Origin of the sequence: Brachybacterium sp. sponge, from assembly GCF_001613775.1 — a bacterium.
GTDB classification, from domain to species: domain Bacteria; phylum Actinomycetota; class Actinomycetes; order Actinomycetales; family Dermabacteraceae; genus Brachybacterium; species Brachybacterium conglomeratum.
Genome location: NZ_LRMP01000004.1, coordinates 22932 through 46096 on the forward strand (window position 1 = coordinate 22932; position 23165 = coordinate 46096).

Genomic DNA, 23165 nt, shown 5'->3' on the forward strand with positions numbered 1-23165 from the left:
CACATCCCCGCCCGTCCCCTGCACGGCATCACCACCCCTGATGCCGACCGGCCTCCTGGAGGACCCCGATGTTCGACGCCGCCATGACCCCCACGCGACGCACCATGCTGCTGACGATGGCCGGGGTCCCCGTGCTGGTGACCGCCTGCGCCCAGACCACCGAGGACGGAGGGTCCGACGGCGGATCCGGCGGCGGGGGCGGCGGCGCCCTCACCATCGGCACCACCGACAAGGTCACCGCGCTCGACCCCGCCGCCGCCTACGACAACGGCTCCTCGACGGTGTGGACCCAGTGCTACGCCTACCTGATGAACACCTCCGTCGGCTCCGAGGACGGCGTCCCCGAGCCGGACCTCGCCGAGACCGCGGAGTTCACCAGCGACAACGTGTACACCGTCACCCTCAAGGAGGGGCTGACTTTCGCGAACGGCAACGAGCTCACCAGCGAGGACGTCAAGCACACCTTCGACCGGCAGCTCGCGATCGCCGACCCCAACGGCCCCTCGAGCCTGCTGGGCAACCTCGAGAAGGTCGAGGCGGTCGACGAACTCACCGTCGAGTTCCACCTCAAGGAGCCCGGCGACCAGACCTTCCCCTACGTGCTGTGCTCCCCGGCCGGCCCGATCGTCGACGCCGAGGTGTTCCCGGCCGACGCCGTGCTCTCCGACGCCGAGATCGTGGACGGGAACGCCTTCTGCGGCCCCTATGCGATCACCAGCTGGAAGATCAACGAGCTGGTCACCTTCGAGGCCTTCGACGGCTACAAGGGGCTGTTCGGCGCGCCGGCGACCGCGAGCGTGTCGATGTCGTACTACGCCGACCAGAACAACATGAAGCTCGACATCCAGCAGGGCAACATCGACTGCGTGTGGCGCTCCCTCTCCGCGACCGACATCGCCGACCTGCAGGGCGACGACGCGGTGACGGTCCACGAGGGCCCCGGCGGCGAGATCCGCTACATCGTCTTCAACTTCCACACCAACCCCTACGGCGAGAAGACCGAGGACCCCGACCCCGACAAGGCCCGCGCCGTCCGCCAGGCGGTCGCCGACCTCATCGACCGCCAGGCCATCGCCAGCTCCGTCTACAACGACACCTACACCCCGCTGTTCTCCTACATCCCCGAGGGCCTGCCCGGTGCCGGCACCCAGTTCAAGGACATGTACGGCGACGGCTCCGGCGGTCCCGACGCCGAACGGGCCCGTGGCCGGCTCGAGGACGCGGGCGTGGAGATCCCGGTGCAGCTGAGCCTGCAGTACAACCCCGACCACTACGGCAACTCCTCCGGCGACGAGTACGCGGCGGTCAAGGGCCAGCTCGAGGCCGACGGGCTGTTCGCGGTGGACCTGAAGTCCACCGAATGGGTGCAGTACAGCGACGACCGCGTCGCCGACGTCTACCCCGCCTACCAGCTGGGCTGGTTCCCGGACTACTCCGACGCCGACAACTACCTCTCGCCCTTCTTCGTCACCGAGAACTTCCTGGCCAACCACTACTCGAACCCCGAGGTCGACGAGCTGATCCAGAAGCAGCGCGGCACCGCGGACCCCGCCGAGCGCGAGGCGCTGTTCGTGCAGATCCAGGACGTCGTCGCCGAGGACATCTCGACCCTGCCGTTGCTGCAAGGCGCGCAGATCGCGGTCTCCACGGCGGAGGTCCAGGGCGTCACGCTCGACTCCTCCTTCAAGTTCCGCATCTCGCCGCTGTCCAAGTGACCGCCGCCGCCGAGACCGAGGTCGAGCACGCCCCCCGACGCCCGCGCCGCCGGGCCTCGGGGGGCGGCCTCGGCCGCTACATCCTCCTGCGCTTCCTGCTGATCATCCCGACCGTCTTCATCCTGATGACGGTGGTGTTCTTCCTGATGCGGATCACGGGCGACCCGATCACCGCCGCGCTCGGCGGCCGGCTCACCCCGAGCGAGCTCGCCGCCCGCCGCGCCGAGGCCGGCTACGACCGGCCGCTGATCATCCAGTACTTCGACTACCTCGGCGGGGTGCTGCGAGGCGACTTCGGCACCACCTACACCGACCGCACCCCCGTCACCGAGATCCTCACCACCTACGGGGCGGCGACCTTCGAGCTGGTCGTCTACTCGGTCGTCGTCGCGCTCGTGATCGGGGTGCCGCTGGGGATGATCGCGGCCCGCACCCGCGACCGCTGGCCCGATGCGGTGCTGCGGATCGTGGCGATCCTCGGCTACGCCACCCCGGTGTTCTTCGTCGGCCTGCTGCTGAAGCTCGTGTTCTCCGTCGGACTCGGCTGGCTGCCGGTCGCGGGGCGGATCTCCACCCGCGGCGAGATCACGATGAGCACCATCCTGAACCCCAGCCCGTTCTTCCTCCTGGACGCGCTGCGCCTGGGGGACCTCGAGCTGCTGCGCGACGTGGTCTCCCACGCGATCCTCCCCGCGATCGCGCTGGGGATCCTCACCGGCGGGATCTTCCTGCGCCTGGTGCGCACCAACATGATCGGCACCCTCGAGATGCAGTACATCGAGTCCGCCCGCTCCCGCGGCGTGGCCGAGTCGCGCCTGACCACCCGCCACGCCCTGCGCCCCGCGCTGATCCCGATCATCACCGTGATGGGCATGCAGATCGCGATGATGCTCGGCGGGGCCGTGCTCACCGAGACCACCTTCGAATGGAACGGCCTGGGATACATGCTCGCCGAGTACATGAAGGCCCGCGACTACGTCGCCGTGCAGGGCATCGTCATGATGCTCGCCGTGATCGTCGCGATCTCGAACTTCGTCGTCGACGTGATCGCCGCGCTCATCGACCCGAGGGTGAGGTACTGAGATGACGCTGTCGACCCCCGAGCCCGTCGGCGAGGGCGACGCCGCCGGCACCGACCTCGCCGCCGAGTCCGCGTCCGTCGCCGCGACCGCCCGCGCGCCCTGGTACCTGCGCCTGCCGGTGGTCAGCCATCTGCGCCGCAGCGTCGGCCTCCAGCGCGGGATGCTGGTCGCCGGCGTGGTGCTGGTGGGCCTGCTGCTGCTGACCGCGCTGCTCGCCCCGCTGCTGGCCCCCTACGGCTTCGCAGACACCGCCGCGGACGGCGAGGCCTTCGGCACCCAGCGGCCCCCGTCGGCCGCCCACCCGCTGGGCACCACCGTCACCGGCTTCGACGTGCTCTCCCGCGTGATCTGGGGGACCCGCACCGCGGTCGCCGTGATGGTCTGCGCGGTCGCGGCCTCCCTGTTCCTCGGCGTCGCGCTCGGACTGCTCTCCGGCTACATGGGCGGCTGGCTGGACCGGGTGCTGGTGATGCTGGCCGATGCGATCTACGCCTTCCCCTCCCTGCTGCTCGCGATCGTGATGTCGATCGTGATCTCCGGCGGGCAGTCCGACGCCTGGGGCGGCATCCTCGCCGCCGCGCTGTCGATCACGGTGGTGTTCGTGCCGCAGTACTTCCGGGTGATCCGCGCCGAGGTGGTGCGGCTGAAGGCCGAGCCCTTCGTCGAGGCCGCGAAGGTGGTGGGCACCGGGCACCGCCGCATCATGGGCACCCACCTGCTGCGCAACGCCACCCGCACCCTCCCGCTGATCTTCACCCTCAACGCCTCCGAGTCGATCCTCACCCTCGCGGCGCTGGGCTTCCTCGGCTTCGGCATCGAGCCGACCAGCGCCTCCGAATGGGGCTACGACCTCAACCGCGCCATGTCCGACGCGACCAGCGGCATCTGGTGGACGGGACTGTTCCCCGGCCTCGCGATCGTGCTGGCCGTCCTCGGGGTGACACTCGTGGGCGAATCCGTGAACGACCTCAACGACCCCCGGCTGCGCACCCGGCGCCGACGTCGGCGCAGCGAGAGGACGGTGGCCGCATGACCGACATCGACACGACCGGCACCACCGCACGCCTGGAGATCCGGGACCTCGACATCCGCTTCGCGACCGACGGCGGCGAGGTGCACGCCGTGGACGGGGTCAGCCTCGAGGTCGCCCCCGGGGAGATCCTCGCCGTGGTCGGCGAGTCCGGCTCCGGCAAGTCCGTCACCGCCCGCTCGGTGCTGGGGCTGCTGCCGGAGACGGCGGACGCCACCGGCACCGTCCTGGTCTCCGGCACCGACGTCGTGCGCCTGACCGCCGCGCAGATGCGCCGCCTGCGCGGCGAGGACGTCTCGATGATCTTCCAGGAGCCCTCCAGCGCGCTGAACCCCGTCTTCCCGATCTGGTGGCAGATCGGGGAGGGGCTGCGCGCCCATCGCGGGCGGATTTCCCGCAAGGAGCTCCGGGCCGAGGCCGTCCGGGCGCTCGAGTCGGTGGGGATCCCCGACGCGGCCGAGCGCATCGACCGCTACCCGCACGAGTTCTCCGGCGGGCAGAAGCAGCGCATCATGATCGCGATGGCGCTCGCGCTCGGCGCCGAGCTGATCGTCGCCGACGAGCCCACCACCGCCCTCGACGTCACCGTCCAGGCCGAGATCCTCGACCTGCTGCGCGACGTGCGCGACCGCTTCGGCACCTCGATCATCCTGATCACCCACAACATGGGCGTGGTCGCGGACCTCGCCGACTCCGTCGCTGTCATGCACCACGGCCGCGTCGTCGAACGGGCGACGGCGACGGAGCTCTTCGCGAACCCCCGCGAGGAGTACACGCAGAAGCTGCTCGCCGCCGTGCCCCATCTGGGTCGGGACTCCGCCTGGAGCGCGCTCGAGCCCGCCGCGCAGCAGGCGCTCGAGGAGGCGGAGCCGCTCGTCGTCGCCCGCGACCTCGGCGTCGAGTACCCGGGCCGGCTGGGCCGCGCCCCCTTCCGCGCAGTCAAGGGCGTGGACCTCACCATCCGCCGCGGCGAGGTGTACGGCCTGGTGGGGGAGTCCGGCTCCGGAAAGACCACCATCGGCCGCGCCATCGCGGGGCTCGAGCGCACCACCGGCGGGAGCCTCGCCGTGCTCGGGCACGAGATGCGCGGGATGCGAGAGCGGAGCTTCACCCCGCTGCGGCGGCGGATCGGCTTCGTCTTCCAGGACCCGGCCACCTCCTTCAACCCGCACCTGACGATCGAGCAGTGCATCGCCGAGCCGCTCGTCGTCCACGAGCAGCAGCTCGACGCCGCCGAGCGCGGCCGGCGCGTGCGCGAGCTGCTCGAGGCGGTCGAGCTGCCGGGCGACTACGCACGGCGCTATCCCCACGAGCTCTCCGGCGGACAGCGCCAGCGGGTCTCCCTCGCTCGCGCGCTCGTGCTCGGCCCCGAGCTGCTCGTCGCCGACGAGCCGACCAGCGCCCTGGACGTCTCGGTGCAGGCGACGGTGCTGGCCCTGTTCCGCGAGCTGCAGCAGCGGCTCGGCTTCGCGGCGCTGTTCATCAGCCACGACCTCGCCGTCGTCGACTCCCTCGCCCACCGCATCGGGGTGCTCTATCGCGGCGAGCTCGTCGAGGAGGGGCACGGACCGGACGTGCTGCAGCGGCCCCAGCACCCGTACACACGCCGCCTCATCGCCTCCCTGCCCGTCCCGGACCCGGCCGAGCAGGCGCGGCGGCGCGAGGCGTACGCGCAGGATTGGGGGAGCGGGCGCGCGGAGGGCTGAGGAGGAGGGCCGGGCAAGTTCACCCGACGTTCAGGCCCGCGTCCCGGAGCCGGGGGAAGGACGTCATGCCGGAGGGGTTCGGTAGGAGAGCCCTCATCCCTCCCCGAGACAAGGCACCCCATGACCCCCTCCTCCCTGTCCCCGTCCCGGCGCGGCCTGCTGCGCACCTCCACCGCCGCGGCGATGGCCGGACTCGCCACCGCCGGCGCGGCCGGCGCCGCGACCGCCGCGCCCTCGGCGCCCGCAGGGAAGGACGGCATCGTGCGCAACCGGCTCCGCTTCCGCGAGGACGGCACCTTCACCGTCGTCCAGTTCAACGACACCCAGGACGGACCCCGCACCGACCGCCGCACCGTCCAGCTGCAGGAGGCGGTGCTCGACGACGTGCAGCCGGACTTCGCCCTCATCAACGGCGATGTCATCAACGGCTCGCCCACCAGCGCCCTCGAGGCGAAGCAGGCGATCAACAACGTGGTGCGGCCGATGGAGGACCGCGGCATCCCGTGGGCGCTGACCTTCGGCAACCACGACGAGGACTCCACCCCCGTCACGGGCCTCGACGAGAGCGCATACATCGACTTCGTGCGCCAGTACCCCCACAACCTCAACACTCCCGGCGCCGACGTCACCGGCACCGGCAACCAGGTCCTCACGATCCGGCCCCGCCGCGACAAGGGCGAGGCCTTCGCCCTGTGGCTGCTGGACTCCGGCCGCTACGCCCCCGAGCAGATCGCCGGGCAGGACTTCGAGGGCTACCCCGACTGGGACTGGCTGCGCCCCGACCAGGTGCAGTGGTACCTCTCCACCTCCGCCGCGCTCGAGCGGCGCAACCGCGGCCTCGTCCCGGGGCTGGTCTTCCAGCACATCGCCCTGTGGGAGCACCGCTTCGCCTGGTTCGCGAGCGTCGACGCCCGCACCGAGGCCGATCACGCCCGCGCGGTCCAGAAGCACTCGATCGTCGGGGAGCGCAACGAGGACGAGTGCCCCGGCCCCTTCAACTCCGGCATGTTCGCCGCGATGCTCCAACGCGGGGACGTGAAGGGCCTGTTCGTCGGCCACGACCACATCAACACCTATGTCGCCGACTACTACGGCATCCAGCTCGGCTACGCGCCGGGCACCGGCTTCGGCACCTACGGGCTCGGCGGCGCCGAGGACCACCGCCTGCGCGGCGCCCGCGTGTTCCGCCTCGACGAGAGCGTCGAGGGGATCTACGCCGGGACCGAGCTGCGCCACGCGGCGGACTACGGCATCGACCTCACCGCCGGCGCCCAGCCGGGCGAGCCGGCCGAGTTCCCGGACGGGGTCGGCTGAGCCTCAGCTCCAGGTGACGGGCAGCTCCGGATCGGCCATGTCGACGTGCGGGATGCCCATGCCGCCGCCCAGCCACATCTCGCACCGGCCCTTCTGGCCGTCCTTGGTGCATTCGATGGTGGTCTCGACCGCACCGACGGAGGTGCCCTCGACGTAGGTCGGCTCGTCGGAGGAGGGAGTCGCCTCCATGGTGTCGATCGTGCGCTGCGTGTCCTCGGAGATGGAGCGCTCCACGGTGTCCTCGACCATGGTCCAGCCGTCATCGCTCGTCGTCGGCACCGGGCTCATCCCGCAGCCGGCCTCGAGGGTGGTCTGCTTCAGGCAGGCCTGCACCGCCTCATCCACCGCGCCGCGGAAGGCCGTCTGCCCCTCCTCGGTGAGCGTCGCCTCCGGCCACTCGAGGGAACTGGCCAGCTCGCCGACGAGCAGCGGATCGGTCGAGGTCAGCGCGAAGTGCTCGGCCCCGAGGGCGACCTCGTAGCCGCCGGGCATCAGGGCGATGGGCTCGCCCGCGGTCACCTCGGCGCCGTTGACCGTCAGCCCCAGGCCGTCGAGGCCGTCCGGGACCTGGGCCATCGTGTGCCCGCCGGTCAGCTCCATCACGCCGTCGTCGTCGTAGTCGTGCACGCGATACGTGTCGGAGACGGTCTGGTCGCCGACCGTGAAGGTCACCGGCACCTCGCCCTCGGCGAGGCCGCCGTCGTCGATGACCGGGGTGCCGAGCTCGACCCCGGTGATCGGCGCGGCCTCGAGGGCGGCGGTGTACGCCTCGACGGGCAGCGGCGCGGCGCCCATGTCCTCGTTCACCGGGTTCAGCTCCAGGGCGGTCGCCGCGTCTCCTGCGGCCAGGGCGTCGAAGTACTCCGTGACCAGCGCTGTGGCCTGCTCCTCCGGGGGGAGGTCCGCCGCGCCGGTCTCCCCGCCGCCGCCCCCGGAGTCGCCGCCGCGCACTGCGAAGTAGATGATCAGCGCGATCACGACCAGGATCACCAGCAGGCAGCCGCCCCCGGCGAGCACGCCGGCGATGACCAGGTTCTTGCGGGCGGAGGACTGCGAGACGGGCTCCGCCGGCGGCGGGGTGAAGTGCTGGGGGCCCTGCGGCCCTCCCTGGGCAGGGCCCTGGGGCGGCGTCGGTGCGGTCATGGTGGTTCCCCCGGAGTCGTTCGTGGACGTGTGTCCACAGGGTAGTCGGGGAGGTGCTCAGCCGGCGTCGGCGCCCGAGAGCGCCTCGAGGACGTCCTCTCCGTACTCGGCGAGCTTCTTCGCGCCCACCCCGCTGACCGCGCCGAGCTGCTGGACGGACTGCGGCGCCGTCTCCACGATCCCGACCAGGGTCGCGTCGGAGAAGACCATGTAGGGCGGGATCTGCTTCTCCTTCGCGACCGAGGTGCGCCAGGCGCGCAGCGCCTCGAAGCGCTCCCGCTGGGCGGGTTCGAGGGTCTCGGCGGCGCGGGAGGCGCCGCCGGCGCGTCGGCCGCCGCCGCGCGCGCCGCGCTGCGGGGCGCGGTCGACGGCGAGCTGCACGGTCTCCTCGGAGCGGAGCACGGGGCCGGCCTGCGGGCCGGGGACGAGCACGCCGTAGTCGCCCTCCGCCTCGAGGACCCCCCGTGCGAGCAGCTGCCGGATCGCGGTGCGCCACTCCTTCTCCGAGAGCTCCTCGCCGATGCCCCACACGCTCAGCTCGTGGTGGCGGGAGGCCAGGGAGCGCTCGGACTCGCGGCCCAGCAGCACGTCCACCACCTGGCCGGAGCCGAAGCGCTGGCCGCGCTCCCGGTCCAGCCGGATCACGGCGGAGAGGAGCTTCTGCGCCGCGACCGTCGCGTCCCAGGTCTGCGGAGGGTTCAGGCAGGTGTCGCAGTTCCCGCACGGGGAAGAGTCCTGGCCGAAGTAGCGCAGCAGCTGCACGCGCCGGCAGTCGACCGTCTCGCACAGGGCGAGCATCGCGTCGAGGTGCGAGCGGGCGTTGCGCTTGAACTGCTCGGAGCCCTCGCCGCCCTCGATGAACTTCCGCTGGCTGACCACGTCGCCGAGGCCGTAGGCCATCCACGCGGTCGAGGGCAGGCCGTCGCGGCCCGCGCGGCCCGTCTCCTGGTAGTAGCCCTCGATGGACTTGGGCAGGTCGAGATGGGCCACGAAGCGCACGTCGGGCTTGTCGATCCCCATGCCGAAGGCGATCGTCGCGACCATGATCAGCCCGTCGGCGCGCAGGAACCGCTCCTGGTGGTCCTGGCGCACCTCCGGCGGCAGGCCCGCGTGATACGGGAGCGCGGGGATGCCGCGGTCGACGAGCCACTGCGCGGTGGTCTCCACCGACTTGCGGGAGAGGCAGTAGACGATCCCGGAGTCGCCCTCGTGCTCGGCGGTGATCAGACGCAGCAGCTGCTCGCGCGGGGAGGCCTTCGGCTCGATGCGGTACTGGATGTTGGGGCGGTCGAAGCTCGAGACGAAGTGTCGGGCCTGCTGCATCTGCAGGCGCTCGGTGAGCTCGCGGTGGGTCGCCTCGGTCGCGGTCGCGGTCAGCGCGATCCGGGGCACGCCGGGGAAGGCGTCGGCGAGCATCGACAGGCCCAGGTAGTCGGGGCGGAAGTCGTGGCCCCACTGGGAGACGCAGTGCGCCTCGTCGATCGCGAACAGCGCAAGCTGCGCGCGCTGCAGCAGCTGGACGGTGCGGGGGAGGACCAGGCGCTCCGGCGCCATGTACAGCAGGTCCAGCTCCCCGGCGAGCAGCTGCTGCTCGACGGCCTGCGCCTCGTGCATCTCGAGGGTGGAGTTGAGGTACGCGGCGCGGATGCCGACCGCCTCGAGCGCCGCGACCTGGTCCGCCATCAGCGCGATCAGCGGCGAGACGACGATTCCGGTGCCCTCCCGCAGCAGGGCGGGGATCTGGTAGCACAGCGACTTGCCGCCGCCGGTGGGCATCAGCACCACCGCGTCTTCGCCGCTCGCGACCTGGTCGATGATCGCGGCCTGCTCGCCGCGGAAGGAGTCGTAGCCGAAGACCCGCGAGAGGATCGTGAGCGCCTCCTCCGTCCGTCCGGCATCCCCCTCGCGCAGGGCGGAGACGGTGTCGGCGGGAGGAGGGGTGCTCATGCCCGCCACTCTAGGCCGCGGGGCCGACGGGCCGCGAGCGCGAGGGCCCGGCTGTGGACGGCGGCGGGGAGTGCTCTCACTCGTCCTTCGCCCACACCCCGGTGTCGATCGGTCGGCCGATGGCGAGCGCGGCGAGGAGGCCGACCGCGGCGAGGCCGACGGGGAGCCACATGGCGTCGGCCATCGCCGCGGCGTACGGGGCGTGCAGGATCGGGGGCAGGGAGCCTGCTCCGGACTCCGCGCCCGCAGGGGCACCGCCCTGTCCGCCGGTCGCCTCACCGAGGCGGGAAGCGATCCGGTCGGCCATGAGCGTCGCGATGCCGGCCGAGCCGAGCACCGAGCCGACCTGCCGCATCTCGTTGTAGACGCCGGATCCGGCGCCGGCCTGCGAGGGCGGGAGATTGCGGGTCGCGGTCAGGGACAGCGGCCCCCAGATGCAGGCGTTCCCGATCCCGATCAGCACGAACGGCAGCAGCAGGACCAGCACGGAGGCGTCCGGGTCCATCAGCAGGGAGAGCCACAGCAGCCCGCCCGCCAGCGAGGCGAAGCCGATCAGCGCCAGCGGTCGCGGGTCGTGGCTCGTCATCCAGCGGCCGACGAGCGGCGCTAGGACCAGCGAGAGCACCGCGGAGGGCGCGGTCATCAGCGCCGCCTGCGTCGGCGACATGCCGAGCACCTGCTGGAAGAACAGCGTGGTCGGGATCGCGAAGCTGAGCACGGTCGCGCCCATCATCGCGATCGCCACGTTCGCGACCGAGAAGTTGCGGTCGCGGAACAGCGACAGCGGCACCAGCGGCTCGCGCCGCATCACCGCCTGCCACAGGACGAACACCGCCAGCACCAGCACGCCGGCGAGGATCATCCCGGGCACCGTCACGGGCACCCCCGTGTCCACGGGGCCGATCACGAGGGAGTCCGTGATCGTGGCCCAGTCGTAGCTGTCGCCCTCCTGGATCCCGAACACCAGCAGGAACAGGCCCGTCGCCGAGAGCGCCACGCCGAGCCAGTCGAAGGAGTGCGAGCGGCGCGGGAAGCGCGGCACGTTGCGGAGCACCAGCGCGATCGCGAGCACCCCGACGGGCACGTTGACGAAGAAGATCCACTCCCAGCCCGGCCCGTCCACCAGCAGCCCGCCGAGGACGGGACCGACGAGGCTCGCGACCCCTGCCGTCGCGCCCCACACGGCCATCGCCTGACCTCGCCGCTGCGGCGAGAACATGCGGGTGATCATCGACATGGTCTGCGGGGTCATCATCCCGGCGCCGAGCCCCTGCACCACGCGCGCCACGATCAGCATCTCCACGCTTCCCGCGAGCCCGCACCACAGGCTCGAGGCGGTGAACACGACGAGCCCGACGAGATAGACGGACTTCAGCCCCAGCCGGTCCCCGAGTCGCCCCGTGATCAGCAGCGGCACCGCGTAGGCGAGCAGATAGGCGCTGGTCACCCACAGCAGGCCCGTCAGGTCCGCCCCCAGGTCCTCCTGCATCCGCGGGATCGCGACCGTGACGATCGTGGTGTCGACCAGGATCATGAAGAAGCCCAGCACGATCGACCACAGCGCGGGCCAGGGACGGTCCAGGCGGGGGTCGCGGGCGGGGCTGGGACGCGTGGCGTCGGGCATGCATGTCCTCCAGGAGGGGAACGGCGCACCGGCGAGGGCGCAGGGGACGAGGCAGGGGAAGAGTACGCCTCGTGCGCTCCCGGCCTGTGCGTCGTCGTGTGAACCGTGCCGGGTCGTTCCCGGGCCGATGCTGTAGAACAGAGGAGCGGCACGGAGCCCGCCGCACCGAGAACCGTGCGAGAGGACAGCTGTGACCAGCACCGAGAGCACCACCACCCCGAGCCTCCCCGCCGGGCGCGTCCAGGACCGGATCGCTCTGGTGACCGGCGCCGCGGGCGGCATCGGCTCCGCGACCGCGCAGCGGCTGATCGAGGAGGGTGCCCGCGTGATCGCTGCCGACCTCGAGCGCCAGCAGGAGGCCCTCGAGGCGCTCCGCGCCTCCCTGCCGGACCCCTCTGCCCTCCTGCCGGTCGTCGCCGACGTCACCGACCGGTCCTCGCTGGACGTCGCCGTGGCGCGCGGGGTCGAGGAGTTCGGGCGGATCGACATCGTCTTCGCCAACGCCGGGGTGCTGCTCCAGGAGTCGCCGGTCGAGGACCTCCCGGACTCCACCTGGCGCACCGTCCTGGACGTGAACCTGACGGGCGTGATGAACACCGCCCGCGCCGTCTTCCCCGTGCTGAAGCAGAACCCGAACGGGTCGGCCGTCGTGCTCGCCTCCTCCACCGCCGGGATCCGCGGCGGCGCGAACTCCTCGGCCTACACCGCCGCCAAGACGGCGCTCGTCGGCCTCGCCGAGACCTGGGCCCACGAGCTCGGCCCCTTCGGCGGCCGGGTCAACACCACCCACCCCACCGCCGTCGGCACCGAGCTGGTGCTGAACCGGGACTTCATGCGGAAGTTCCGTCCCGACCTCGAGGACCCGCAGCCCGCGGACGTCGTCGAGGGCTTCTCGAAGGGCAAGCTGCTGGACGTGCCGTGGATCGACCCGATCGACGTCGCCAACGCCGTGCTCTTCCTCGTCTCCGACGAGGCCCGCTACATCACCGGCGTGCACCTGCCGATCGACGCCGGCTCCACCATCAAGTGGGGCTGAGCGCCGGGCCCCGCCCCGGCTCCCGCCCCTGACCCGCTGCACCGAGAGGACCACCCATGAGTGCCGCCACCCTGCAGGACCTGCTGGACCGCGCCGGCATCGACGACGCGATCAACGCCTACTCCCACGCCCTGGACCAGCGAGACTGGTCGATCCTCCCCGAGGCCTTCACTCCCGATGCGGAGATCGTGCTGATCGACCGCGAGAAGGTGCTCGACCCCCGCTCTCTCGTCGAGCTGCTCTCCGGCAACGACGCCACGCGTCTGGGCGGGCAGCACCTCGTGGGCAAGACCCGCTACCGGATCGCGGGCGACCGTGCGCACACCGTCACCGAGGCGCTGTGGACCACGCTGCAGACCACCGAGGAGGAGGGCACCTACCTGCTCATCCGCGGCACCGGCATCTACGTCGACGATCTGGTGCGCGGCGAGGACGGCTGGCGGATCGCCCGCCGCGAGCTGGCGCTGAAGTCCATCACCCGCGACCGGGTGCCGATGGAGGCGGCCGACGTGGCCGACATCCGGTACACCCTCGAGAAGGACAGCTGGTACTGACCCGTCCCCGCCGCAATAGACGGGCCGTCGGGGCGTGGCATCCTCGGCTGCACCAGGATCGTGCTCGTGTCGCCGTGAGCCTGAGGAGGGCCCCGTATGCAGCTCGTCGACAGCCCCGAGTCGCTCGATGCCGTGGGCGATGCCCCGGCCTGCGCCTTCGCCCGCGGGCTCGAGGACCCCGTGGTGGCTGCGGTCGTCGAAGCCTGGGCGATAGCGGGTCCGCAGACCGACGAGCTCGCGCGTCGACCCTCCGCGCACATCATCGGGGACCGGCTCGAGCTGGTGCTGCTCATCCCGGACCAGAGCCCGCACCCGCTCTCCGTGCGGATCCACGCCGCCGGGGAGCGGATGCTGGTGCTCGCCGAGCGGCAGGCGCTGGCCGTGCTGCGCCAGGCGGCGGAGGAGGCAGGCTCGGTCCGCGAGGCGGTCGTCGAGATGCTGCTGGCCGCCGCGCGCAGCGGCGAGGAGGTGCTGGACGCGCTGGAGGACGCGAGCGAGCAGTTCGAGGACGCGGCCGGCGGCTACTCCGCCTCCCCGCAGCGGCGCCTCCTGGGCCGCACGCGCGCGGACCTGTTCCGCATCCAGGAGACCCAGGCCGCGATGCACCGGCTGTGCAGCCCCGAGGAGCAGCTGGCCCAGGAGCTGCCCAAGGACCTCCAGCGGCGTCTGCGACGTGCGGCGACGGAGTTCGACGCGAACCGCTCCGCGGCCGCGCGCCTCCACACGGTGCTCGGCGACCTGCTGGCCGAGCAGGGGGCCGTCGTCAACGAGCGCCTCACCCTGGTCGCGACGATCTTCCTCCCGCTGACCCTCGCCACCGGGTTCTTCGGGATGAACTTCGCCTGGATGCAGGAGCGGACCGGGAGCCTCACCGCCTTCGTGCTCCTCGGCATCGTGGTGCCGGCGTTCGCCACCCTCCTCACCCTCGCCCTGGTGCGCTTCCTGACCCGCTCGTCCTGAGACGCCGGGACACCCCGGCGAGATGTCGGCCCGTGCCGTCCCCTACCCTCGGACCATGACAGCGCGCGAGAAGGCCCGGCGGATCCTGCGACGCGGGCAGGCGCCGCGCAGCAGGCGTCTCGAGCAGCACATCGCCGTGTTCGGGGAGAGCGGCAGCGGCAAGACGGTGCTGCTGTCCTCCTTCTACGGCGCCGCCCAGGACCAGTCCGGGCGGGAGGACTCGCAGTCCCCGCAGCTCTACGACCTCGTCGCCGACGACACCACCCAGGGCGACCGGCTGCTGAAGAACTACTTCCGGATGGAGAACTCCGCCGAGGTTCCCGCCGGGAACCGCTTCCGCGCCGAGCCCTACCGCTTCACCCTCTCGCTGCGCAGCACGCCCAGCGCCGCCGAGCGCAGGGCCATGCCCGTCGACGCCGTGCAGCTGGTGTGGCACGACTACCCCGGGGAATGGTTCGAGCGCTCCGTCAGCGGACCGGAGGAGGAGCGCCGACGCGTCGAGGCGTTCCGCGCCCTGCTCGTCTCCGACGTCGCGCTGCTGATGGTCGACGGGCAGAAGCTGAAGGACGCGGCCGGAGAGGAGGAGCGCTACCTCAAGGCCCTCTTCCACACGCTGCGCACCGGGCTCGTGCGACTGCGCGAGGACATCCTCGACGGCGACAAGGAGCTGGTGCGCTTCCCCCGCATCTGGGTGCTCGCCCTGTCCAAGGCGGACCTGCTGCCGGAGATGGACGTGGACCGCTTCAAGGCGCTCGTGCTCGAGAAGGCCGCCGACGAGCTCGGCCAGCTGCGCGAGGCGATCGAGTCGATGGTCGTGGGCGACGAGGCGCTCGCCGTGGGGGAGGACGCGCTGCTGCTGTCCTCGGCGCGCTTCACACCGGGACGCATCGCCGTGCGCGAGCGGATCGGGGTGGACGTGATCCTGCCGCTCGCCGCGATGCTGCCCTTCGAGCGGCATGTCACCTGGGCCCGGCGTCAGGAGATCCCCGCGAAGGTGGCCCGGGAGCTCGCCGAGAACGCCGGCACCATCGGCACCGGGGCGATGGCGCTGGCGATGTTCGGCGCCCGCCACCGCCTGCCCGGACGGCTCGGCCTGATCTCCACGGCGCTCGCGACCGTGGTGCCGCTGCTGAGCAAGGACATGGTCCAGGACGCCGCCTCGCTCGCGGGGGAGAAGCTCCGGGGCGTCCACGACCGGGCGCTCGAGAAGAAGCAGAGCCTCGCCGCGATCCTCACGGGCTTCAAGATCGATCTCGAGCGCGCCGAGCGCGAGGGCGTCCTGCGCCGGAGCAGGCGATGATCCTGCTCTGGGCGACCCGCGGCCGGACCTGGGGCTTCCGCTTCCTGCCCCTCGACGGCACCGGTGCCGGCGCGGATCCGCTGCCGCTGTACGAACGAGCCTTCTCCGGACACGAGGACGAGGACGAGGGCTGCTGGAGGACGGACGGGCTGCTCGCCGTGCGGCTGCGGGATCCCGAGGGCCGCGCCGACGAGGCCGGCCGCGTGATCCCGCACGAGCTCGTGCTCGACAGTGCGGGCGCGGACGGGATCATCTCGCCGGCCGACGTCGTCCGGCAGGTCTGGCCGCTGCTCGCCGAGCGCTACGCCGCGCTGTGGGACGGCCCGGCTCCGGACTGACCGGGTCGTCCAAGTGACCGATGCGCCGTGACCTGTCTGTGACCTGGGGGATCGCAGTTACCCTGTGATCTGCCTTCCATTGCAGGTGTTCAGGACTTCGACTGTCCCACCGGTGGTGCAAGGTTCACAGTGCAGGCCCCGAGCGGTCGATCGGCCCCCCGATCACGGAGCATCCGTCCCCCGCAGCAGGCCTCTCCTCCCCGCATCACCCCTGGGCGCTCCCGCGCCCTGGAGCCTCCGAATCCTGTCCAGAGAGGACACCCGCTGTGAACAGCACCCTCCCCCCGTCCCCGGAGCCCGGCGCTCCCGATCCCTCCTCCGCGCCCCAGTTCGGCATGCCCGCCGGTGCCCCCGCTCCGGCCCCGCAGAAGAAGAAGCGCGGCAAGTGGTTCATCGCCGGCGGCTGCGGCTGCCTCGCGATCATCGCGCTCGCGATCGCCGGCTGCAGCGCGATCGTCGCGACGAGCTCCGGCGACGGCGAGGACTCCTCGACCACCACCGAGGCCGCTCCCGTCGCGCCCGAGGAGGAGGCGCCCGCCGAGGAGGCCGCGCCCGAGGAGGCGGCGATCGACGAGGAGGTGCCCACCGAGGAGGAGGCTCCTGCGGAGGAGGCCCCCGCCGAGGAGGAGGCCCCGGCCGAGGGCGACGTGCCCGCGGAGTACACCTCGGCGCTGAACAGCGCGGAGTCCTACTCCGAGATGCTGCACATGTCCAAGCAGGGCATCTTCGACCAGCTCACCTCCGAGTACGGCGACCAGTTCTCCGAGGAGGCGGCGCAGTACGCGGTCGACAACCTCGAGGCGGACTGGAACGACAACGCGCTGAGGTCGGCGGAGTCCTACTCCGAGACGCTGCACATGTCCAAGCAGGGCATCTACGACCAGCTCACCTCCGAGTACGGCGAGCAGTTCACCGAGGAGCAGGCCCAGTACGCGATCGACACCATCGTCGCGGACTGGAACCAGAACGCCCTCGAGTCCGCGAAGTCCTACCGCGACACGATGGACATGTCGCCCGAGGCGATCCGCGACCAGCTCTCCTCCGAGTACGGGGACCAGTTCACCCAGGAGGAGGCCGACTACGCCGTCGAGAACCTCGACGGCTGAGGCCGCGGGCACCTGCCCGCCTTCCCCACGACGGGGCGTCCGCCGCACGGCGGGCGCCCCGTCGCGCATCCGCCGCACGGCGCCGGTGCCAGGACGACCATGGCCGTCGGGCATCGACTCGGTGAAGCCCTGCCCTGAAGCGGGCGAACCCCCTGGTCACCTCTGAGTTCGGCGTTACGGTCGGTCGCGGTCCTGACCCCGAGCCCAGGAGAGCCCCCATGGCCGTCGCCCCCGCCCGTCGCACCATCCTCACCGGCCTCGGCGCCGCCGCCGGGGGCGCCGCCCTCGCCGCGGCCGCCGCCCCGGCAGGCGCCGCACCCGCGCAGAACCCCTCCCGAGCGCTGATCGGCCGCGCGAAGCGCGACGAGCTCCACGTGATGAGCTTCAACATCCGCTACGACCGCTCCGCGGGCGGCGGCACCGTCGAGGGCGACCCCGACCACTGGCCGACCCGTCGGCCGCTGCTGATCGAGCTGCTCGAGCGGGAGAAGCCCACCCTGCTCGGCATCCAGGAGGCGCTGTACGGGCAGCTGACCGCGATCGAGTCCGCCCTGCCGCGCCACCGCAGCATCGGCTACGGCCGCGAGGGCGGCAGCGCCGGCGAGTACTCCGCGATCTTCTACGACAGCACCCGCCTCGAGGTGCTCCAGTGGGACCAGTTCTGGCTCTCCGACACCCCCGACGTGATCGGCTCGGCCACCTGGGGCAACACCGTCACCCGCATCGTGGTCTGGGCGCGGCTGCGCGACCTCGCCTCCGGGGCCGAGTTCGCGATGATCAACACCCACTTCGATCATCAGAGCGAGCCGGCCCGGATCCGCAGCGCCGACGCGATGATCGACCTCTTCCAGGGCGGCGAGCTCGACGAGCTCCCCACCATCGTCACCGGCGACTTCAACTCCCATGCCCACGACTCCGGCGCCTACACGACGCTGGTCACCGACGGGCCGACGGTCGACACCTGGGACTCCGCCGCGCAGCGCGTCACCCCGGCATGGGGGACCTTCCCCGGCTACGAGGACCCGGTCGAGGACGGCGACCGCATCGACTGGGTGCTCACCACCGACGGCCTGGTCACCAGCAGGGCGGCGATCAACGTGTGGCGCGACGCGTCTGGCGCCTACCCCTCCGACCACGCCCCGGTCCAGGCTCTGATCGAGCTGCCGACGGCATGAACGACAGCGGGCGGTGCTCCCTGGAAGGGGGAGGCACCGCCCGCCGACGTGGTCACACCACGAGATAGAGCAGCGCGGTGACGGCGAAGGCCGTCAGCGAGATCGCCGAGGTGAAGACGGTCCACAGGCGCAGGTTCGTGGCCGTGTCGACCTGGAGCAGGCCGCCGACGAGCCAGAACCCTGAGTCGTTCACGTGGGATGCGAAGAACGAGCCCGCTCCCATCGCTACGATCAGCAGCGCGAGCTGCGCCGGGCTCGCCTCGGCCGCCATGACCGCCGGGCCGAGGAGGCCGGCCGTCGTCGTGATGGCTACGGTGGCCGAGCCCTGTGCGACGCGCAGGGCGAGCGAGATCAGGTAGGCGCTGACCAGCAGGGGGAGACCGACGTCCTCGAGCAGGTCCGCCAGTGCGGTGCCGATGCCGGTCTCGCGCAGCACGCCGCCGAACATCCCGCCGGCGCCGGCGACCATGATGATCGAGGCGACGGGCATGAACCCGGAATCGACGATGCGGCTGAGGTTCGCCCAGGGGACGCGTCGCGCGTAGCCCAGCACCACGAGCGCGACGATCACGGAGAGGACGAGCGCCACGGCCGTGTCCCCGAGGAATCGCACGGTGTTCGCCCACAGGGCATCCTCCGGGACGGCGCCGCTGCTCTGGAGGGTCGTGGTCACGGTGTTCCCCGCGATCAGGACGATCGGCAGCAGCAGCAGGCTGACCACAGCGCCGAACGACGGCTCCTTCCCGGGAAGCTCGCGCTCCGAGGCGTCGCCGCCTCCGAGGATGGTGGGCAGGGAGATGTCGAAACGCCGCGCCATGAACAGCGCGAGGCGGTAGCCCGCCAGGTACCAGGTGGGGATCGCGACGACGGCGCCCATGAGGAACACCATCCCGAGGTTCACGCCGGTGACCGACGCGGCGGCGACCGGGCCGGGATGGGGCGGCATGAGCCCGTGCATCACCTGGAAGGATCCCGCCGCCGGGAGGGCGTAGAGCAGGACCGGTCCGCCCAGGCGCCGGGCGACGTTGAACAGGATCGGGAACATGACCAGCAGGCCGGCGTCGAAGAAGATCGGGAAGCCGAACAGCAGCGAGGCGATCGAGAGCGCGAGCGGCGCACGCTTCTCGCCGAAGAGCCGCAGCATCGTCGAGGCGAGCACCTCCGCTCCGCCGGACTGCTCGAGGATCCGCCCGAACACGGCGCCGAAGCCGATGATCAGGGCCAGCTTCCCCACCGTCGAGGAGAAGGAGTCCACGAGCAGGTCGAGCAGGCCCGTCATCGAGGTGCCGGCGACCAGAGCGGTGCCGGCGGAGACGACGATCAGGGAGACCGTCGCGTTGAGCTTGAGCCACATGATCAGCACGAGCAGGATCGCGATGGATCCCGCCCCGATCAGCAGCAGGGTCGTGGGAGTCATATCTCGTCGCATTCGCACGGTCGGGGCGGCGACGTAGCCGCCGGGGGATGGGGACGGGCCGTCCCGGCGAGGGCTCACGATCACTGCTCTGTGGTCCGCCGGCGGGTCGACCGATCCCAGCCTTGGCCACGACGAGATTTATGTCAAGACAAACATGGCAGCAGGGCGGAGAGATCTACCAGTTCCATAGCCCGATGGGCGCCCGCGGCGTCAATCTGCGATAAGTGCCCGTGTGGATGTCATGACATGAGGCGTCGTCGTCGCCGACGGCGGGGTGGTGACCGCGGCCGGGTCAGGGCATCGAGCCGAGGAGCTCCGCGACGGCGTCCTCGACCGCGGCGTCCATCTCGGCGTCGTCGATGGTCGGCGTGCCGTCGCCGCTCTGCGGCCCGTAGTCCCCGAAGCTCGCATGGCTCGCTCCGGCGATCTCGACCATCTCGGCGCTGCCCGGCAGGGCGTCGCGGTGCTCTGCGATCTTCTTCGGCGTGGACAGTCCGTCCTCGCTGCCGGAGAGGCTCAGCACCGGCACCTCCGTGCTGGAGAGGTCCGCGGCGCAGTACGAGGCGAACAGCACCAGGGCATCCGCCTCCTCGGCGAGCTCACAGGCCCGCACCCCGCCCATCGAGTGCCCTCCGACCAGCCAGGTCTCGACCTCCGGCGCGACGGAGGTGAACCGTTCGGGAGCGCGCCGGTCGAACAGGGAGAGGTTCAGCGGCGGATCGACGATCACGACCGTCACGCCGAGCTCGGTGACCAACCCGGAGAGTCGCGCCGCATAGGCCTCCGGCTCGACCTTCGCCCCTGGGTAGAAGAGGAGCCCCGTCCCTGCGGGCTCGGGCTCGCTGGGCCGTAGGACGAGTGCGGTGTCGGTGCGCTCGTCCGCGATCCGCGGATCCTCCTGCACCCCCTGCCACGGCGCGGCCTCCGCGTCCATCACCCCGATGCGGCTCCACACCACGAGCCCCACCGCTGCGAGCAGCACGAGCGTCAGGAGCGCGGCGAGCAGACGGAGCAGTCGACGACGGAGCAGGGTGGGGCTGGGCACGCGCGGACGCTAGCAGACCCTCCCCGGAGCCGGCGGTGACAGGTCAGCTCCCGGCGAAGGTGACGGTCTCCGCGACGACCTCCTCGGGAGCGCCCTTGTCGACGGACCGCTGCACCGTCCAGGTCTCTCCCTCGACGGCGAAGGTGTCGGTGATGTCCTTGTCGGTCAGCAGCTCGGAGCCGTCGTCGCAGGAGTACCAGCTGAACATGTCCTCGAAGTGCTGGTCGTGATCGTGGGAGATCGGCTGGCAGGTCACGCCTTCGGGCAGCGTCACCTGGATCGGCAGGGCGTCCTCGTTCGCGGGCATCGCCCCGGCATCCTCCGCGGCCTTGTCCGAGGTGAAGCTGATCGCGCTGCGGCCCGGGGCGTTAGTGATGCAGCGGACGAGGTTCTCGGCCTCGACCTGGCAGGCCAGGGCGCTCGCGGCCGTCGGGCCGCAGCTGAAGAAGCCCTCCTGGTCGGAGTAGTGGGCGGGGGAGAGGTCCATCTCGCCGCAGATGTCGTCGATCTCCTCGATCGTCCAGGAGTCGTCGATCCAGAGATGCTCGACGGAGGTGGTGCCGGAGCCGGCCGCGCCCGTCTCGCCGGCGTCGTCGGAGGCCTCGGGCTCCTCCGGCTGCTCGGCCGACGGGGAGTCCTCCTCGCCGTCGTCTTCCGGCTCCTCGGCAGGGCTCTGCTCCTCGTCGGTCCCCTCGACGGTCGGGGCCTGCTCGGTGGCGGCCGGCTCCTCGGAGCTCCCGCAGGCGGCGAGGCCTGCGATCAGCAGCGGTGCCGCGGCGGCGGCGAGTGCGCGACGGACGGCGTGCAAGGTGATCCCCCTCGAATCGGCGTGCACGGCCCGCCCCGAGCCCACCCTCGTGATGGACAGCTGTTTGAGTGGGGCCGATCACCATTGGACCGATTCGTCCGGCGGGGCGCAAGGGGCCGCCGGAGAACGGTGCGTCGCTCAGCGTTTGTGGTAGAGCGCCTTGCGCAGGAAGCGCGGCTCGGAGGTCACCGAGATGCCGAGGTTGCGGAAGATGTCCTCGTCCACGGTCCCGAGGATGGTGGTGGTGTGCACGTCGCAGCCTGCCAGGCTGCGCAGCTGGTCCACGGCGCGGCGCGCGTTCTCGTCGCTCGAGGCGGAGACCGACAGGGCGATCAGCACCTCATCGGTGTGCAGGCGGGGATTGCGCGAGCCGAGGTGCTCGGTCTTCAGGGTCTGGATCGGCTCGATCGAGGAGGGGGAGAGCAGCTGCACCGCATCGTCCAGCCCCGCCAGATGCTTCAGGGCGTTCAGCAGCATCGCCGCTGAGCAGCCGAGCAGGGCAGAGGTCTTGCCGGTCACGATCGTGCCGTCGGCCAGCTCGATCGCGGCACCCGGCTCTCCGGTGCGCGCCTCGACCGCGAGCGCCGGCTCGACGACCGAGCGGTCGCTCGGCGAGCAGCCGGCCTTCGACATCACCATCCCGATCCGCTGCGAGACGACGTCGTCCTCGTCCTGGATCCGCTCGTGCATCAGCGCCTTGTAGTAGCGGCGGATGATCTCCTGGCGCGCCGCCTCCCGGCAGACCTCGTCGCCCGTGATGCAGGACCCGGCGAGGTTCACGCCCATGTCGGTGGGGGAGGCGTAGGGGGACGAGCCCGTGAGCTTCTCGAGCAGGGTGCGCAGCAGCGGGAAGACCTCGACGTCCCGGTTGTAGCTCGTGACCTGGGTGCCGTAGGCGGCGAGGTGGAAGGGGTCGATGAGGTTCAGGTCGTCGAGATCCGCCGTCGCCGACTCGTAGGCGAGGTTGACCGGGTGCTCGAGCGGCAGGTCCCAGATCGGGAAGGTCTCGAATTTTGCGTAGCCCGAGGGGATGCCGCGCTGATGGTCGTGGTAGATCTGCGAGAGGCAGGTAGCGAGCTTGCCCGAGCCCGGGCCGGGTGCGGTGACCACGATGAGGTCGCGGCTGGTGATCGTGTACTCGTTCGCGCCGAAGCCCTGCTCGGAGACGATCCGGGCGGTGTCCTGCGGATAGCCGGGGATCACCCCGTGGCGTGCGACGGTGAGGCCCAGGCGCTGCAGGCGCTCGATGAAGGCGTGGGCGATGTGGTTCTTCTCCTCGAGCTGGGTGAGGACCACGTTCTCGACCAGGAAGCCCCGCTCGCGGAAGACGTCGATCAGCCGCAGCACGTCGTCCTCGTAGGTGATGCCCAGATCCGCACGGACCTTCTGGCGCTCGAGGTCCTTCGCGTTCAGGCACACGAGGATCTCGAGCTCGTCCCGCAGCCGCTCGAGCATCGCGATCTTGTTGTCCGGCGTGAAGCCGGGCAGCACCCGGGAGGCGTGGTGGTCGTCGAAGAGCTTCCCGCCCATCTCGAGGTAGAGCTTCCCGCCGATCTCCTCGCGGCGCTGCTGGATGTGGCGGGACTGCAGCTCGATGTACTTCTCGCGATCGAACCCGATCCGTGCGCCGGGATCCTCCGGGGCGGAGGGGGTGGGCGCGGCAGGGGAGCGGGGGTCCGAAGCGGTCACCCCGGCACGCTAGCACCGCGGGGCCCGACGCGGACGGTCCCGGGGGCCTTCCGGGAGCGGCAGGTGGTCGAGAGCACGGGCGCGTCGGGTCGCAGGTCATGACGTCCGACCGGGGTCGATGTCGATTCGAATCGACAAAACGCTTGCAATCAGCGCCACACGCGGTGATGATGGTG

19 protein-coding genes are annotated in these 23165 nt (G+C 71.4%); 12 read left to right on the plus strand and 7 right to left on the minus strand.

Annotated elements, in window-relative coordinates; genetic code table 11:
- Nucleotides 1-68 precede the first annotated feature (68 nt).
- The 5 genes from A4A78_RS14645 to A4A78_RS14665 all read left to right on the plus strand — a co-directional run bounded on the left by A4A78_RS14645 (nt 69) and on the right by A4A78_RS14665 (nt 6847).
- The gene (locus A4A78_RS14645; protein WP_062950566.1) at nt 69-1715 is read left to right on the plus strand and encodes an ABC transporter substrate-binding protein; all 1647 of its coding nucleotides are present in this window, start codon (nt 69-71) and stop codon (nt 1713-1715) included.
- Complete coding sequence (locus A4A78_RS14650) at nt 1712-2797, plus strand: ABC transporter permease (protein WP_062950567.1); 1086 nt, start codon at nt 1712-1714, stop codon at nt 2795-2797. Before A4A78_RS14645 ends, A4A78_RS14650 begins: the two co-directional genes overlap by 4 nt.
- Before the next feature lies 1 nt (nt 2798).
- Nucleotides 2799-3830 (plus strand): ABC transporter permease, encoded by a 1032-nt coding sequence (locus tag A4A78_RS14655; protein WP_062950568.1) that lies wholly within the window; start codon nt 2799-2801, stop codon nt 3828-3830.
- Complete coding sequence (locus A4A78_RS14660; RefSeq protein WP_062950569.1) at nt 3827-5533, plus strand: ABC transporter ATP-binding protein; 1707 nt, start codon at nt 3827-3829, stop codon at nt 5531-5533. The genes A4A78_RS14655 and A4A78_RS14660 overlap by 4 nt, the downstream gene beginning before the upstream one ends.
- Before the next feature lie 120 nt (nt 5534-5653).
- Nucleotides 5654-6847: a metallophosphoesterase family protein gene (locus A4A78_RS14665; RefSeq protein WP_062950570.1), complete on the plus strand. Its 1194-nt coding sequence runs from the start codon at nt 5654-5656 to the stop codon at nt 6845-6847.
- A 3-nt stretch (nt 6848-6850) separates the two neighbouring features.
- Here the strand turns inward: A4A78_RS14665 and A4A78_RS14670 are convergent, their stop codons facing one another.
- The 3 genes from A4A78_RS14670 to A4A78_RS14680 form a co-directional block, all read right to left on the minus strand.
- Nucleotides 6851-7990, minus strand: a complete 1140-nt coding sequence (locus A4A78_RS14670; protein ID WP_062950571.1) for a hypothetical protein — start codon at nt 7988-7990, stop codon at nt 6851-6853.
- Nucleotides 7991-8047: 57 nt separating this feature from the next.
- Nucleotides 8048-9937, minus strand: coding sequence for a DNA helicase RecQ (gene recQ, locus A4A78_RS14675; RefSeq protein ID WP_197466693.1), 1890 nt, complete (start codon nt 9935-9937; stop codon nt 8048-8050).
- Nucleotides 9938-10013: 76 nt separating this feature from the next.
- A complete protein-coding gene (locus A4A78_RS14680; protein ID WP_062950572.1) occupies nt 10014-11561 on the minus strand; it encodes a DHA2 family efflux MFS transporter permease subunit in 1548 nt (515 codons plus the stop codon).
- Between the two features lie 190 nt (nt 11562-11751).
- On the opposite strand from A4A78_RS14680, the gene A4A78_RS14685 reads away from it, so the two are divergent.
- The 7 genes from A4A78_RS14685 (at nt 11752) to A4A78_RS14715 (ending at nt 18030) form a co-directional block, all read left to right on the plus strand.
- Entirely contained in the window at nt 11752-12597 is an 846-nt protein-coding gene (locus A4A78_RS14685) for an SDR family oxidoreductase (protein WP_062950573.1), read from the plus strand.
- A 56-nt stretch (nt 12598-12653) separates the two neighbouring features.
- Nucleotides 12654-13151 (plus strand): nuclear transport factor 2 family protein, encoded by a 498-nt coding sequence (locus A4A78_RS14690; RefSeq protein WP_062950574.1) that lies wholly within the window; start codon nt 12654-12656, stop codon nt 13149-13151.
- 96 nt (nt 13152-13247) lie between these two features.
- On the plus strand, nt 13248-14111 hold the full coding sequence (locus tag A4A78_RS14695; protein WP_062950576.1) for a CorA family divalent cation transporter: 864 nt from the start codon (nt 13248-13250) through the stop codon (nt 14109-14111).
- A gap of 55 nt (nt 14112-14166) precedes the next feature.
- Nucleotides 14167-15411: a hypothetical protein gene (locus A4A78_RS14700; protein ID WP_062951259.1), complete on the plus strand. Its 1245-nt coding sequence runs from the start codon at nt 14167-14169 to the stop codon at nt 15409-15411.
- Complete coding sequence (locus A4A78_RS14705) at nt 15408-15749, plus strand: hypothetical protein (protein WP_062950577.1); 342 nt, start codon at nt 15408-15410, stop codon at nt 15747-15749. Before A4A78_RS14700 ends, A4A78_RS14705 begins: the two co-directional genes overlap by 4 nt.
- 266 nt (nt 15750-16015) lie before the next feature.
- A complete protein-coding gene (locus A4A78_RS14710; protein ID WP_082835363.1) occupies nt 16016-16855 on the plus strand; it encodes an Ltp family lipoprotein in 840 nt (279 codons plus the stop codon).
- 218 nt (nt 16856-17073) lie between these two features.
- A complete protein-coding gene (locus A4A78_RS14715) occupies nt 17074-18030 on the plus strand; it encodes an endonuclease/exonuclease/phosphatase family protein (RefSeq protein ID WP_062950578.1) in 957 nt (318 codons plus the stop codon).
- Between the two features lie 52 nt (nt 18031-18082).
- On the opposite strand, the gene A4A78_RS14720 is transcribed toward A4A78_RS14715, so the two are convergent.
- From A4A78_RS14720 to A4A78_RS14735, 4 genes are all read right to left on the minus strand, one after another.
- Complete coding sequence (locus A4A78_RS14720) at nt 18083-19447, minus strand: GntP family permease (protein WP_062950580.1); 1365 nt, start codon at nt 19445-19447, stop codon at nt 18083-18085.
- Nucleotides 19448-19739: 292 nt separating this feature from the next.
- Nucleotides 19740-20492 carry an alpha/beta hydrolase gene (locus A4A78_RS14725; RefSeq protein WP_062950581.1) on the minus strand — a complete coding sequence of 251 codons (753 nt, stop codon included), beginning with the start codon at nt 20490-20492 and terminating at the stop codon, nt 19740-19742.
- A gap of 43 nt (nt 20493-20535) precedes the next feature.
- Nucleotides 20536-21300, minus strand: a complete 765-nt coding sequence (locus A4A78_RS14730) for a hypothetical protein (RefSeq protein ID WP_156488641.1) — start codon at nt 21298-21300, stop codon at nt 20536-20538.
- Nucleotides 21301-21438: 138 nt separating this feature from the next.
- Nucleotides 21439-22989 carry a DUF1846 domain-containing protein gene (locus tag A4A78_RS14735; protein ID WP_197466695.1) on the minus strand — a complete coding sequence of 517 codons (1551 nt, stop codon included), beginning with the start codon at nt 22987-22989 and terminating at the stop codon, nt 21439-21441.
- Nucleotides 22990-23165 lie beyond the last annotated feature (176 nt).

What these genes read in the sequence shown, in the direction of transcription:
- A4A78_RS14705 (WP_062950577.1), top strand. Translation starts at nt 15,408, where the DNA reads ATGATCCTGCTCTGGGCGACCCGCGGCCGGACCTGGGGCTTCCGCTTC.
- A4A78_RS14690 (WP_062950574.1), top strand. Translation starts at nt 12,654, where the DNA reads ATGAGTGCCGCCACCCTGCAGGACCTGCTGGACCGCGCCGGCATCGAC.
- A4A78_RS14720 (WP_062950580.1), bottom strand. Translation starts at nt 19,447, where the DNA reads ATGACTCCCACGACCCTGCTGCTGATCGGGGCGGGATCCATCGCGATC.
- A4A78_RS14655 (WP_062950568.1), top strand. Translation starts at nt 2,799, where the DNA reads ATGACGCTGTCGACCCCCGAGCCCGTCGGCGAGGGCGACGCCGCCGGC.
- A4A78_RS14670 (WP_062950571.1), bottom strand. Translation starts at nt 7,990, where the DNA reads ATGACCGCACCGACGCCGCCCCAGGGCCCTGCCCAGGGAGGGCCGCAG.
- A4A78_RS14660 (WP_062950569.1), top strand. Translation starts at nt 3,827, where the DNA reads ATGACCGACATCGACACGACCGGCACCACCGCACGCCTGGAGATCCGG.
- A4A78_RS14715 (WP_062950578.1), top strand. Translation starts at nt 17,074, where the DNA reads ATGGCCGTCGCCCCCGCCCGTCGCACCATCCTCACCGGCCTCGGCGCC.
- recQ (WP_197466693.1), bottom strand. Translation starts at nt 9,937, where the DNA reads ATGAGCACCCCTCCTCCCGCCGACACCGTCTCCGCCCTGCGCGAGGGG.
- A4A78_RS14680 (WP_062950572.1), bottom strand. Translation starts at nt 11,561, where the DNA reads ATGCCCGACGCCACGCGTCCCAGCCCCGCCCGCGACCCCCGCCTGGAC.
- A4A78_RS14695 (WP_062950576.1), top strand. Translation starts at nt 13,248, where the DNA reads ATGCAGCTCGTCGACAGCCCCGAGTCGCTCGATGCCGTGGGCGATGCC.
- A4A78_RS14645 (WP_062950566.1), top strand. Translation starts at nt 69, where the DNA reads ATGTTCGACGCCGCCATGACCCCCACGCGACGCACCATGCTGCTGACG.
- A4A78_RS14665 (WP_062950570.1), top strand. Translation starts at nt 5,654, where the DNA reads ATGACCCCCTCCTCCCTGTCCCCGTCCCGGCGCGGCCTGCTGCGCACC.
- A4A78_RS14700 (WP_062951259.1), top strand. Translation starts at nt 14,167, where the DNA reads ATGACAGCGCGCGAGAAGGCCCGGCGGATCCTGCGACGCGGGCAGGCG.